A 13,098-nucleotide genomic window follows, 5' to 3' on the forward strand; every position below is an offset into this window, starting at 1 on the left:
AGAAAGTGAGACACGCTCTTTTACATGACAGAATATATAATTTAAATGAAAATTTAAGAGAATAAAAGGAGTCAGCATAAGTGAAAAAGGGTGAGATATATGAAGGTACAATCGGACGGTTTGAATTTCCGGATAAAGGCATGATAGAACTACCGGAAGGAAGAATTGGTGTAAAGCACGCACTTCCCGGACAGAAATTGAAAGTGATGATTAATAAAAAAAGAGGAGGCAAATGCGAAGGCCGGATTCTTGAAGTTTTAGAGAGGTCCCCTCTGGAATACGCAAAAGATCCCTGCCCTCATTTTGGAATCTGCGGGGGCTGCACCTATCAGACTATTCCTTACGAAGAACAGTTAAAGATTAAGGAACAGCAGGTGAAATCCCTGTTAGATGGTGTTGTGACAGGTGATTTTATATTTGAAGGAATTAAACCAAGCCCGACTGAAGATGAATATCGTAATAAGATGGAATTTTCCTTTGGAGATGAATATAAGGATGGTCCTCTTTCCCTGGGCATGCATAAAAGAGGAAGTTTTTATGATGTGGTGACGACGACAGAATGTAAGATTGTGGATACGGATTTTTGTGATATTTTAAAGGCGGCTAAGGATTATTTTGAAGACTTAGGGGTCGGATTTTATAAGAAGATGCAGCATACCGGATATCTGCGTCATCTTCTGGTGCGCAGAGCGGTGAAAACAGGAGAGATTCTGGTTGATCTTGTTACTACGACTCAGGAGGAACTTGATTTAAAGCCTTTTGCTGATGTGCTGCTTAACTTGAAACTGAATGGAAAAATTGTTGGAATTCTCCATACATTAAATGACAGTCTGGCAGATGTGGTAAAGAGTGACCGGACAGATATTTTATATGGACAGGATTATTTTTATGAGGAATTACTGGGACTGAAGTTTAAAATTTCACCGTTTTCTTTCTTTCAGACCAATTCTCTGGGGGCGGAAGTGCTGTATGAAACCACAAGAGGGTATGTAGGAGAAACAAAAGATAAGGTGGTATTTGATTTATATAGCGGTACTGGAACGATTGCCCAGATTATTGCACCTGTTGCAAAAAAAGTGGTGGGTGTGGAGATTGTAGAGGAGGCCGTGGAGGCGGCAAGAGAGAACGCTGCGCGAAACTGCCTGGATAACTGCGAGTTTATCGCGGGGGATGTTTTAAAGGTGATTGATGAACTGGAAGATAAGCCGGATCTTATTATTCTGGATCCGCCCAGAGATGGGATCCATCCCAAGGCGTTGGGGAAGATTATTGATTTCGGGGTAGACAGGCTGGTTTATGTGTCCTGTAAGCCGACGAGTCTGGTGAGAGATTTAGAAGTGCTGCAGATGAGGGGATATGAGGTGGTTAAGGTGTGTTGTGTGGACATGTTTCCTTCGACTGCAAACGTTGAAACTGTATGCTTGCTATCACACATAAAATAAGGATTTTCAATATTTGATATTCTGCAAACTGCGGGCGATGACAACCATTTGGCAACCAAATTTCTGGAGGTTTTCAAATGGAAGTCGCCTTTTCAAAGATATCAATATTACGTGATGAATATAAAAGGAGCCTATGCAAGAGCTCCTTTAGGTCACGGGCGTCTCAAGGTTAATGATTAAAATTAGTTTTTCAGGAACAGTTATTTTTCCAGCTGCACAATTAAATAACCAGGGAGATTTTCAATTGAAATAGTTTCTTGTTCCATAGAGTGTTGATTAACAAGTACTTATTAATTTTTTCTCCTCACTGAATCAATTAAATCATTCGCCTTATCAGCAATTGATTCTTTGATATCCTCACTGATTTGTACAGATTTTCCCATAGTCTCTTCAACCTTGCCTCTGGCTTCTCCGGCAAGATTTTGCAATTTACCACTCAGTTCCATCTGCTCAGAATCCATAGCTTTTCCAATATTTTCTTTGATAGTACCTACAACTTTATCGGTTTTACTTTTAATTGAATCATTCAAAAATTATACCTCCACTCTTTATTTTATTTGTTGATTTTATTAAATATCCACAAAACAATTAATGAGCCTATAAAGGCAACCAAAAGACTCCAAAGATTAAAGCCGGAAATGCCTGTTCCGCCTAGTAAACTCATGATGAATCCTCCGATAAGGCCACCAATAACGCCCACTATAATATTTGCGAAAGCTCCCATCTTTTTATCGTTCCCAGTAACCATGCTGGCGAGCCAACCAGCAATAGCACCAATGATAATCCAACCAATAATTCCCATAATAATCTCCTGACATAATTTATTTTTTAAATATAAAACAAACAACCTATTTAAAGGCTGCCTGGATTTCTTATATGAACAAATATATTAATAAACCGGTAAACGGATTGGGGGCAGCTCTTAAGTTCACAGAGCAATTTTATGAATTACTTCCATAGTAATGCCATTGTATTATTGTTCTATAAAAAAAGAAAAATATTCATTAAAATTGGGATTCTATGAGAAAAATGGAGCTATTTTAGTATATTACAACTAATGGTAAAGGTCCTATATTTTTGAGTAAAATGAAATAAGGGGAAAGGATATATGAAAGAATCTACTGAATTGTTTTAAGAATCGAGATATAATTATTTATGAGTACACAAAATGTGATACGATTTACAGTATTAACAGTTGTACACTATGACCACATAAATGAAGTGCGCCTAAAAGTCGATTTTAGGCACACTTCATTTTACAGTATACTATATTTTTAAATACAAGTCTATACATTTTTTGAAATTATAGTAAAATTATTATGTTGGCAAATGATGGTATGCATATTAATTTAAGAATTGGAGGAATCAAATGAGTGATAAAAATGAAAAAATGGAATTATGGGATATATATACAAAAGAACGATTAAAGACTGGAAAGTTGCAGAAAAGAGGTGAAAAACTGTCTGACGATGAATACCATCTTGTGATTCATGTATGTATTTTTAATAATAAGAATCAGTTGTTAATTCAACAGCGTCAGCCATTTAAAAGCGGATGGCCAAATATGTGGGATTTATCGGTAGGAGGTTCTGCAATTGCTGGAGAGAGTAGTAGTCAAGCGGCTGAAAGAGAGTTAGCAGAAGAATTAGGATTAAAAATGGATCTGTCAGACGTGCTTCCAAAGTTCACGACAACATTTAGAAATGGGTTTGATGATTTTTATATAGTAAAAAATGATGTTGATCTTTCACACATTAAATTACAGAAGGAAGAGGTGCAGGCTGTTAGATGGGCTGATAAAGAGGAAGTACTAAAAATGCAGCAAGAAGGAACCTTTATACCTTATTGGTTTTTAGATAAACTCTTTGAATTAGATAGTTGGTACAATACATTTCGTAATGAAGATTCGGCAATTAAGATTACATATGCGAGCAATGAAAATCTTTCATCATGGATGAGTATGGTTGAAATCGTAAAATGGAATTTCCCGGGATTAGAAACAGAGGAAAAAGTAATTGAATATAAGAATACTGTAAAGAAAAATATAGATAGGGGAACAGCCATATGTGCGTTGTTTGGGAATATGGTTGTAGGTATTCTCTTATTTTCAATAAAGCATAACATGCTTTGTTGTATGGCGGTGCATCCAGAGTTTCGAAGAAAACATATAGCTTCGAAGATGGTTAAGGTTATGCTTGACAGAATGGACAAAAACAGACCGATTGTTGTGGAAACATTTCGAGAAGAAGATGAAAAGGGAACTGCTCCACGGGCTTTTTATAAGAAAGCAGGGTTTGAGGAGGGAGAATTATGCTTTTTTGAAAATGAATATCCAGAACAAAGATTTTATTTAAGGAGATGGTAGTTTATGAATACTAATTTATATATGGATATTCCGGATTACAAATCATGGAAAGAAATTGTGTTAATTGAAAAGGGATATTCGATGGATAAAAAGTATCTTGTAACAACGGATTTAGGAGAGCATTTATTATTACGAATCTCAGATGTAAGTGAATTTGATATAAAGAAAAAAGAGTACGACATAATTCGTAAATTTACAAAATCGGGATTCACAATGTCGGAACCACTTTCCTTTGGAATATGTAATAATGGAAATAGTGTTTACATGATTTTATCTTGGGTGGAAGGAAGAGATTTAGAGGACGAGTTGGGAAAATTGTCAGAGCAACAGCAATATCTTTTGGGAAGACAGGCGGGGAAAATTCTTAAAGAGATTCATAGCATATATGTTCATAAAGAAGATTTACCTCAAAAAACAAAAGTAGATAAAAAATTATTACAGCTTGAGAAATATGAGAATTCCAAGGTAAGAGTTCCAAATGATGAAGATGCAATACGGTTTGTGAAACAAAATATTAATAAAATGTGGAGAAAAGCACCCACATATTTACATGGAGATTATCATCCGGGAAATCTGATTTATGTTCAAAATGAAAAAATAGGAGTTATTGATTTTAATCGTTGGGAAGTCGGAGATCCGTATGAAGAGTTTTATAAGTTAGAAAGCTTTGGGATAGAAGAGAGTATTCCATATTGCGTTGGCCAGATTGATGAGTATTTTAATGATGCCATTCCAACTGACTTTTGGGAAACTCTTGCTGTTTATGTTGCACATGCATCGCTGTATTCTGTCGAGTGGGCCGAAAAATTTGGCAGTGCAGAAATAGAGGGTATGAAAAAAAGGTGTGAAATTGCTTTTAAAAATTATAATAATTTTAAAGAGGTTGTGCCAGCCTGGTACGATCATGCATTACGATTAAAGTATGCAGAAAACATGAAATAGCCAGTATTTTTTATATATTTCTATTGACTTTATAGTTTGTATAGGGTTTACAATCACCTCATAAGGAGGTATATCTATGAACATTAAAGAAGTGGAACAAAGGACAGGAGTATCTGCACAAAATATCAGATTTTATGAAAAAGCAGAGTTGTTTTCAACAAAGCGTAATCCTGATAATGGATATCGGGAATATTCAGAGAATGACGTCAGAATACTAAAAGTAATTAAGATGCTTCGCATGCTTGATATGCCATTAGAACAAATTAAACTGGTTTTGCATGATAAGGAGAACCTGTCAAATTCCTTGGACAAACAACAGCATATATTAGAAAAAAGAATAAGTGATGACAAAAATGCCATTGAGTTTTGCAAGGCATTGAAGAAAAAGCAGATTACTATAGATGAATTAAATGTAGAAGAATATCTGCAAAGTATGGAAAAAGAGCATTTTTTCACTTCATGGATTAAGGATTACAAGGAAGTTATTGATTATGAACATGAGAGAGTCATTACTTTTACTCCAGATGATGCGATAATAAATAGCTATGATTTTGAAAATGTACTTTACAAATATGCAATGGAACGAGATATGGAGATTGAATTCACAAAGAAGGGGATGTATCCAGAATTCACACTCGATGGGATAGAGTATAGTGCTGAACGAAATTACGCAAGAGGGGGAGGGCTTCCGGTAGCAATCGTTAGATGTACAAGAAAAGATATGGCAGAAACAAAAGAAGAATACAAGCATGGTAGAAAAAAATGGTTACGGTTTCTTCATATTTACTTGCCGGGAATTCTTGTTGCGTTATTTATTATCGTTACAAGTGGAAAAAATAGTGTAAGGCAGTTATTCTCTTCAATAGAGGGCTTGATTTTGCTGGGAGTAATTATCATTGTGTGTTTAGCCAATGCTTTTCGTAACTATTATTTTTATTGGAATCGTGACAATAAATATGAGGATAAAGAAAAATAGGCATGAAGACATATGGATTTGACAAATAAGTATTATTTTCAGTGGGATTCCAAGGGGGCGAAGCCCCCCTTGGGACGCGAACTTTGCGTAAAATCTGGTGCGCTATACCTTTGTGAAGAGAGTGCCAGTCGGGAAGGAAATCCGCAACTGGGAAGCGGATTTCTTACCTGGTTTTTTCGTTGTATGAAAGGTAGTTAACCTATGAGGAATATTTTTTTCCTTCCCCCCCATGCTTTTCCAACCACCTCGCCCAAAGTAACATAGTTGTTATAAAAAGAATCATAAAGTACCATTCCACTCTTCATAGCATCAAGTTTAAGCGCAATGTATGCCAGATCATGTACACATGTTAATACGAATTCCACCAAAATACTCAGTATCAGAAATAATAGGATACTTAAAAGGAAGTGCGAGCTGCGAATCAAGATAAAGCCTTGATTCCTCTGGCTAGCAGAAGTTATTCTGTTAGACTTAGTAAGCTGATGAAATATAGCAGGGAAACCCTGCCAGAAAAGAAACTAACCAATCCATCTGTACCGAGTCCTTGGAGCCGAATCGGCAACGACGGGTTTAAGCGTAGGAACGGGAACAGCAGAGCCGGAGCGAAAGCGAAGTGATTGAGCTGGGAAATGTGTATCAGTTGAAGAGGTCGAGGACTTTTCCTTATCCGCAGACTGCATTGTACTTTATCGTAATGGTGAGATTTGTACGACTCTTCCCCAGTCTGAGAACCTGGCGAGGCTTATTTCATTGGAACTTGCCCCAAGCCAGACAAGCCGAAGAATACAAGTTAATATTTTTGAAGCAATCGTTAAGGCACATCATGCACGGGATGGGTCGGTGGAGTATAAAGATCACTAAATAAACGCCAGATTTGGTGTGAGGGTACATTTGGGACACAGAAACGAGATAATAATCTAAGGTATCTTTACAGGCGCGGAATAGAGGCAGCGGAAACACACTGTCTCTTATCGGCGACGGCAATGAACCTGAAACGCCTGATCAGGTGTATAGCATGTAGTTAAAATCAGCTTGGTATCTGCCTATCTGTTTCCAGTTATAGGGGAAAACAAGTATCTCTTTATGTCAAATCTATAAAAATCAGTATTTCACCTGAAAAATATCCACTTTGTCAACAGCCCCAACTTGGCCTGAAGTGGGCAGGGTTTTGGGTGGCTCCCCAACAAGCAGCATTTCGTGACTGTGGCCGCAGTCACATTGCTTGCCGTTTTGCAGAAACATATGGAAACAGAGTTATTCTTCAATGAATTTATAGCAAATTTTCAGAAAAGCTCCCCCTTGTTTCTCATTTTTACTTGTTATGATATAGCTGTAAAAAAACGCGAGAAGTGAGGGAATGCAAGTGGCGAAAATATATATATCACTTATTAAGACAAAATCTCCTATTGGTAGATTGGTTTCTCTTATAAAAAGAGATGAAGTAACACATGCTGCGATTTCATTGGACAAAAACCTGTATTCATTACATGGATTTGGACGTCGGTCTAACTGGATACCAATAATAGCCGGTTTTCGGAAAGAAACATATTCGGCTGGATACTACGGACGACTAAAAACTCTACCCGGTATAGTTTTGGAAATGAATGTAACTGAGGTACAGTACAATAAAGCGGCGAAAATTGTAAGCTGTTTTGCCCGGAACCCAAATAAATACCATTATAGTATAACGAAGCTGATTAGTAATCTTTTCAATATAGAGGTACAGAGCAGTAACAGTTTTATATGTTCGGAATTTGTCGCTTATGTGTTACAAAAAGCCGGTATTATGAATTTCACAACGCCTTTGAATTTGGTGCGGCCACAAGTGTTATTACAAGAGCTAATAAAGTGCCAGGCAATTCCTGTCTACCAAGGGGATATGAAGCAATACGGGGCTACGGCATGAGTTTACTTGCTCTTTACTTGAACTTGTGCAGTAGAAGGTTATGTATGATGCGTGCGGTGTTCGCAGGGCGGCTGGGGAACATGCTAAGCTCTTGAATAAGCTACAATATCTTTTAAACCAATTTCGTAAATGGGCTAAAATAAAGGCCTTTTTGTGAAAAATATATAAGAAAGTATAGAGAGGATGCACTATGAACAAAATTCTATTGATAGAAGATGATGTAGCTATAGCCCGTTATTTAGAATTGGAGCTTAAACATGAAGGGTATGCGCTTGTTATTCAGGACAATGGAAAATCCGGCTTGGATTGTGCTTTAGAAGAAGATTATGATTTGATACTGCTGGATATTCTGTTACCAGAAATGAGCGGATTGGAAGTATTGCGAAAAATTAGAAAAGAAAAAAACACGCCTATTATTATGCTAACGTCTAAAGGGGAAGTGTCCGATAAGGTGGCCGGGTTGGACAGTGGCGCAAATGATTATATTGCAAAGCCTTTCTTCATGGAAGAATTGCTGGCAAGAATAAGAGTTGTTTTCCGAAAAGACGAAACAGATAACATTCTCCAGTATGGGGAGCTGCAACTACATGTTTCTTCCCGGACTGTTACCATAGCCGGAGAGGAAATCCAGCTAACAAAGAGAGAATATGACCTGCTTGTATACCTGCTAAAAAATAAAAACATCGTCCTCTCACGGGAAAAAATCATTGAAAGTGTTTGGGGGTATGATTTTTATGACAATACAAATGTTGTGGACGTATACATCAAAAGTATTCGTCAAAAATTGGAACCCCTCATGCCGGAGAGGATGATACAGACAGTCAGGGGGATAGGATATGTTATCAAAGATAAGATCTAAAATCAATCGGTCCATTGTCGTAAAATCCACTATTACCAATATCGTGCTGTTCGGCCTTATATTTTTAGCGTTAGGCTGTGGAATATATCAAGCGTTTTCCAGCATTATGTTTGAAGGCGCAACTCTTGTATTGGAAGATCATTCACGGGTAATCAGTGATTTTGTTAAGGAAGGGTATAGTGATATAATTCCCTCCTATGCTGAAAATAGCGCCATTGTCGTAACAATGTCGCCAGCGAGCGGAGCATTTGCCCCCTCGGAAGTTGTAATTGACGGTGTGGAGATTATATATCGGTTTACGGTACAAAGCGGACCGGAGAGCTATGAGATCGTTATCACAAAAACATTGGCAAAAGAATGGAAAGCAATCCGGACTATGCTTATTTTTCTGATTGGTGCATCTGTAATTCTTGTTGCATTTATTCTGTTTATTACATCAATCACCACAAGGCGTACAGTAAAACCGATTCACGAAATGATTAACACAATAAATAACGGTGGCTTAGATGTACGTCTTGATGTGGCAAATTCTCAGAATGAATTAAAACTATTAGCTGAAACATTCAATGAACTGCTGGATAGGATTTGGAAAGTTTATAAAAATCAAGAACAGTTTGTTTCAGACGCTTCCCATGAATTGCGAACGCCGTTGCTTGTCATACAGGGATATTCGGACTTGATGGAGCGATGGGGCAAAAATGATGAATCTGTGCAAGCGGAGGCGGTTGCTTCTATTAAGCGGGAAGCGGTATACATGAATAAGCTGGTAGAGCGCCTGCTCTTTCTGGCTAATGCCGACCAAAACCGTCTGAAAATTGATTTTAAAGAAGTAGACCTACCGGAATTACTAGACAGTATCATACATGATTCCATACTTATTGATGATACTCACACCTATAAGCTGGAAACAGAAAATTTTCATATTAGGGCTGACGCTTCTCTTATTAAGCAGTTAATACGCATTCTATTAGATAATAGTGCAAAGTATTCTATCGTAGGCGGAAAGATTAACGTCAGGGCTTATCAAAAAGATAAATATATCTTTATTGAAGTAGAAGATAATGGCCCCGGTGTATCGGAAGAAAATCTTGCACATATTTTTGAACGTTTTTACAAAGCCGACAATTCCCGAACGCGAAAAAAAGGAGGTACGGGTCTTGGCTTATCCATAGCAAGGTGGATTGTAGAGGAACACGGCGGGATAATTCGTGCAAGTAACACATCCGATGGATTGTTGATAACGATTTTATTTCCGCGCATTTCCTAAAGTGCATTAGCCTTAATATGGATAGCGGCTATTGCCGGGATGGCCGCAAAATCAGTGAACGGGGCAAATCCATTCCTGCCGTTTATCAACTCGTTGGTTGTTCCTACCGTAGTTAAATACTAAGATATTATGTCAGGGTCAATATTAGTCAGGGCAGTATCTTCTTAACGCACCATTTCCATCAAGTGTTATTGATAAAGTTATGTTGATTTTAGCCTTGACTTTTTTGGAATAATTGCTGTATAATAAAAATAGAATTTTGAATGGAGGTGAGTAATATTATGAAAACTATTTTATGCATGAAAAACGAAGTAATATTGCTCACTTAATAAATATGGCGAAATAGCACTTCTGTTTATTATTTCAGCAATAAATTTATGCGCTTCTGTTTTTCAGGAGTGCTTTTTATTTTGAAAGGATAAACACATGCTTAAATTAAAACATTTGAATGAGAATTTTGAACTGGTAAAAGAAATCTTGAAGAGGTATTGGGAACACGACACCGTTGGGTTGGACGATATGCTGGGTTATTATCGGATATCCTCCAATGCAATATATCCCTATCGATTCCAAGGAGAGGTATGTTTTCTTCGTCTTGCGCCTGTAGAAGAAAAACTGAAGAAAAATCTATACGGCGAAATGGAGTTCATCCAGTATCTAGCAAAGAACAACTATCCCGCATTGAGGCCCATCTCAAGTAAATCTGGAGATATGTGCTTGGATTTGCATACTCCGTGGGGACGCTATTATGTCACGTCTTTTAGATGCGTAAAGGGAATACAAATTGCAAAGACAGATAAATCCAGTGATATCATGTACGCTTACGGAAAGGCACTGGGAAGGCTTCACACATTGTCATCCGCATATCGTCCGAACGTAAAAAAATGGGATCATGCCGAAGTTTTAGAGTGGATCCATGCCACGCTTTCTGAATACGAAGCCCCAAAATGTACTTTTAAAGAATGGAAGCAAATCAAAGCATCGTTTGATAATTTGTCAATTGACACGGACAATTACGGACTCATACACTACGATTTTGAGTTTGACAATGTATTTTATGATAAGAATTTCTGTTCCGTAATAGATTTTGACGATGGGATGTACCACTGGTATACTATGGATATTGCTCAGGTTTTCGATTGTATAGAGGAGGAATTGAGCAACAGCATGATCGAAGAAGCAAAAATAGAATTCCTAAAAGGATATCGTTCAGAACATTGCCTGACCGAGGAAATGCAAGCGTCTTATTCGCTTATGCAGCGTTTTACAAATCTATACGGTTACGCAAGGTTGATTCGTTGCGTTGCAGACCAATTTGATGTTGAGCCTGACTGGATGTCAGAGCTCAGAATTCAGCTGAAAAGCGAAATGCACAGTAAAGAAGCTAAAATGAATTGATAAATAAAAGTAAGCCTGTGGATTTTATCAATCCGCGGGCTTGCTTTTATTATAGATACACAAAATAAAGCAATCATAGGTTGCATATATTCAACTACAGGTTTATTTATTTTATTACATAATTAGGATAAAATTAGTGCAGACACATTAGTGGAGGTTCAAATGATCTTTTCTGAAAACTCGCTCTTATTCGTAGGAGTAAAGGACATGCACAGCCGAACAATGTAGCATACGCACTATATCAGATAAAAGAAATATCATTTGAGGACGAAAGCGTATGGAATAATTCAGAATATAGTAATTGGCTGGAAACATATAAAGGAAAAACGGTGGAAGTTTTGGTGTTGGAAAGCTTTTATCCGAGTAAATATAAAATCATGCAATGATAAGGCATAACGTGCAATTCTTGATGCGCTCTGCGCTCTTAATAAACTAATAATACGGAGGTACATTTATGCAGGTGGTTAATTTAATCGATGAAGTCAATAAGAATTCGGAACTATATGTCTACAAAAAAATAGGACTATTAAACGAACATGTTCTTAGTGTTGTGCAAGTAGAAAATCGTACATTAGACTTTCATGTGCATGAGCATTCGGATAAATTGTTTTACGTCATCGAGGGTAGCTTTTATTTAGAAACCGAGGAGCAGAAAATGAAAGTCAACGCGTTGACTAAGTTCTTAATGATTGAGCTGTCCGGTACCCTAAATAAAGAGAATAGCGGTGACTTATATGAGGACTAGCTCCTCTTGCTTTAGATTGTATCGTAACCGAGTACCTGTTGAACTTCATATCTTTTTCTGTAGAAGAGGTTAGAGATGATTTTTGAGAATTTAGAACAAAGAATAGCGCAGGCTTATATCCATTTGCTTCCACCGTTTGTTCCTGATGATCATGGGAGCGTAAGTGTGGGTGAACAAGAACAGTTCTATATTATGATAAAGAAGCTATATCAGTTAGCTTTTGACGAGCCATTGCTTTTTGTCACATCCCTTTATGAGGATGATGCTTATCCCGGGTTTATTAAATCTTCTTATGGCAAGCCTGAATTGCAGGTTAATATGAGAAAATTCAGTAAAACGATAGATATCCTGCTGCAAAATATGTTTCTCATGGGCCAGGGTTCTCCGGTGAAATGGAATAAGAGAGAAAAAGCAATCCTCTCTAGGCTTGGCATTAACGATTTTGCAAATCTACCTGCCGCCTGGATTTGGCTGTCAACCCGTCCTGACAGTAACTTAACCGAGTTTTCATTTTGCTTATTCGATAAAGAGTACCCGTACACTTCCGACATCTATGCATATCTGCTTGGGGAAGAGGCATTTCGCAAACTTGAAAACTGGATGATTGGACAAGGATATAGAAGATTTGATAATTACAACATCACGGCCAGTGACTGCAAGCTGTCCTTGACTTACGCAAACCCTGTGTGGAGCAAAGATCGTCCAACCGGCGGATTTGAATATAAAATCAGGCATACAGGCATATCGGCACGATATGACTCCTGTTTTGAAAATCCTGTTGTTTTTGGTTTGTGCATACCAAATGGCTTGAAAACATACTTGAAGGCTTTTGATTCAGCAAGTACCAATATAAAAAACTTTATCATAAAGCACACGAAAAAATGTGACGGATGTAGATATTGTGTGCAGACCGATCAAACAGGCGCACGCTCACTTGCCGTAATCAAGGTTGTTCATGAAGGCGAAGAGTATGACTTATGCCCTTATTTTCCAGGTTATGGTTATCGTTGGCACAGTATCAACAACGAACTGGCTGAACAGTTGATAGAAATGCTGGGTTTTATGGACAAGCTTTACAAGCATTCAAATAACCGCTGTAAGAATGTAATGACGAACGACTAAGGGAGATAAAATCGCCCAACTATGAGCTATGGGATGAACTTAGAGAACAGAAAGAGAGCTATTTTATCCATTTTTT

The 13,098-nt window shown here is 37.6% G+C and carries 15 protein-coding genes and 1 pseudogene; 14 read left to right on the plus strand and 2 right to left on the minus strand.

Features of this window, described 5'->3' with window-relative positions:
- Positions 1-80: 80 nt before the first annotated feature.
- Entirely contained in the window at positions 81-1,442 is a 1,362-nt protein-coding gene (rlmD, locus tag BXY41_RS06380) for a 23S rRNA (uracil(1939)-C(5))-methyltransferase RlmD (protein ID WP_185140344.1), read from the plus strand.
- Positions 1,443-1,732: 290 nt separating this feature from the next.
- Here the strand turns inward: rlmD and BXY41_RS06385 are convergent, their stop codons facing one another.
- Both BXY41_RS06385 and BXY41_RS06390 read right to left on the minus strand, forming a co-directional pair.
- On the minus strand, positions 1,733-1,972 hold the full coding sequence (locus tag BXY41_RS06385; protein WP_104435986.1) for a CsbD family protein: 240 nt from the start codon (positions 1,970-1,972) through the stop codon (positions 1,733-1,735).
- A gap of 23 nt (positions 1,973-1,995) precedes the next feature.
- On the minus strand, positions 1,996-2,244 hold the full coding sequence (locus BXY41_RS06390; RefSeq protein WP_104435989.1) for a GlsB/YeaQ/YmgE family stress response membrane protein: 249 nt from the start codon (positions 2,242-2,244) through the stop codon (positions 1,996-1,998).
- A 567-nt stretch (positions 2,245-2,811) separates the two neighbouring features.
- Here BXY41_RS06390 and BXY41_RS27120 point away from each other — a divergent pair.
- From BXY41_RS27120 to BXY41_RS06455, 13 genes and pseudogenes are all read left to right on the plus strand, one after another.
- Positions 2,812-3,807 (plus strand): GNAT family N-acetyltransferase, encoded by a 996-nt coding sequence (locus BXY41_RS27120; RefSeq protein WP_242980073.1) that lies wholly within the window; start codon positions 2,812-2,814, stop codon positions 3,805-3,807.
- A gap of 3 nt (positions 3,808-3,810) precedes the next feature.
- A complete protein-coding gene (locus BXY41_RS06400) occupies positions 3,811-4,749 on the plus strand; it encodes an aminoglycoside phosphotransferase family protein (protein WP_104435992.1) in 939 nt (312 codons plus the stop codon).
- A gap of 76 nt (positions 4,750-4,825) precedes the next feature.
- Positions 4,826-5,725: a MerR family transcriptional regulator gene (locus BXY41_RS06405; protein ID WP_104435994.1), complete on the plus strand. Its 900-nt coding sequence runs from the start codon at positions 4,826-4,828 to the stop codon at positions 5,723-5,725.
- A 319-nt stretch (positions 5,726-6,044) separates the two neighbouring features.
- A pseudogene (locus BXY41_RS06410) lies at positions 6,045-6,140 on the plus strand (transposase); the annotation flags it as partial.
- A 457-nt stretch (positions 6,141-6,597) separates the two neighbouring features.
- On the plus strand, positions 6,598-6,750 hold the full coding sequence (locus BXY41_RS27455) for a transposase (protein WP_104436305.1): 153 nt from the start codon (positions 6,598-6,600) through the stop codon (positions 6,748-6,750).
- A gap of 338 nt (positions 6,751-7,088) precedes the next feature.
- Positions 7,089-7,631, plus strand: a complete 543-nt coding sequence (locus BXY41_RS06420) for a hypothetical protein (RefSeq protein WP_054876213.1) — start codon at positions 7,089-7,091, stop codon at positions 7,629-7,631.
- A 40-nt stretch (positions 7,632-7,671) separates the two neighbouring features.
- Positions 7,672-7,788: a divergent PAP2 family protein gene (locus BXY41_RS06425; protein WP_104435999.1), complete on the plus strand. Its 117-nt coding sequence runs from the start codon at positions 7,672-7,674 to the stop codon at positions 7,786-7,788.
- A gap of 33 nt (positions 7,789-7,821) precedes the next feature.
- Positions 7,822-8,490, plus strand: coding sequence for a response regulator transcription factor (locus BXY41_RS06430; RefSeq protein ID WP_104436001.1), 669 nt, complete (start codon positions 7,822-7,824; stop codon positions 8,488-8,490).
- A complete protein-coding gene (locus BXY41_RS06435; RefSeq protein ID WP_104436004.1) occupies positions 8,468-9,757 on the plus strand; it encodes a sensor histidine kinase in 1,290 nt (429 codons plus the stop codon). The genes BXY41_RS06430 and BXY41_RS06435 overlap by 23 nt, the downstream gene beginning before the upstream one ends.
- A gap of 426 nt (positions 9,758-10,183) precedes the next feature.
- Positions 10,184-11,155: a phosphotransferase enzyme family protein gene (locus BXY41_RS06445; RefSeq protein WP_104436006.1), complete on the plus strand. Its 972-nt coding sequence runs from the start codon at positions 10,184-10,186 to the stop codon at positions 11,153-11,155.
- 188 nt (positions 11,156-11,343) lie between these two features.
- Positions 11,344-11,541, plus strand: a complete 198-nt coding sequence (locus BXY41_RS27460) for a DUF5780 domain-containing protein (RefSeq protein ID WP_432765505.1) — start codon at positions 11,344-11,346, stop codon at positions 11,539-11,541.
- 68 nt (positions 11,542-11,609) lie between these two features.
- On the plus strand, positions 11,610-11,900 hold the full coding sequence (locus BXY41_RS06450) for a cupin domain-containing protein (protein ID WP_104436007.1): 291 nt from the start codon (positions 11,610-11,612) through the stop codon (positions 11,898-11,900).
- 75 nt (positions 11,901-11,975) lie between these two features.
- Positions 11,976-13,022: a hypothetical protein gene (locus BXY41_RS06455; protein ID WP_104436008.1), complete on the plus strand. Its 1,047-nt coding sequence runs from the start codon at positions 11,976-11,978 to the stop codon at positions 13,020-13,022.
- Positions 13,023-13,098: the final 76 nt, after the last annotated feature.

The sequence above is a fragment of the Lacrimispora xylanisolvens genome, assembly GCF_002934545.1.
In the GTDB taxonomy this organism is placed as follows: domain Bacteria; phylum Bacillota; class Clostridia; order Lachnospirales; family Lachnospiraceae; genus Lacrimispora; species Lacrimispora xylanisolvens.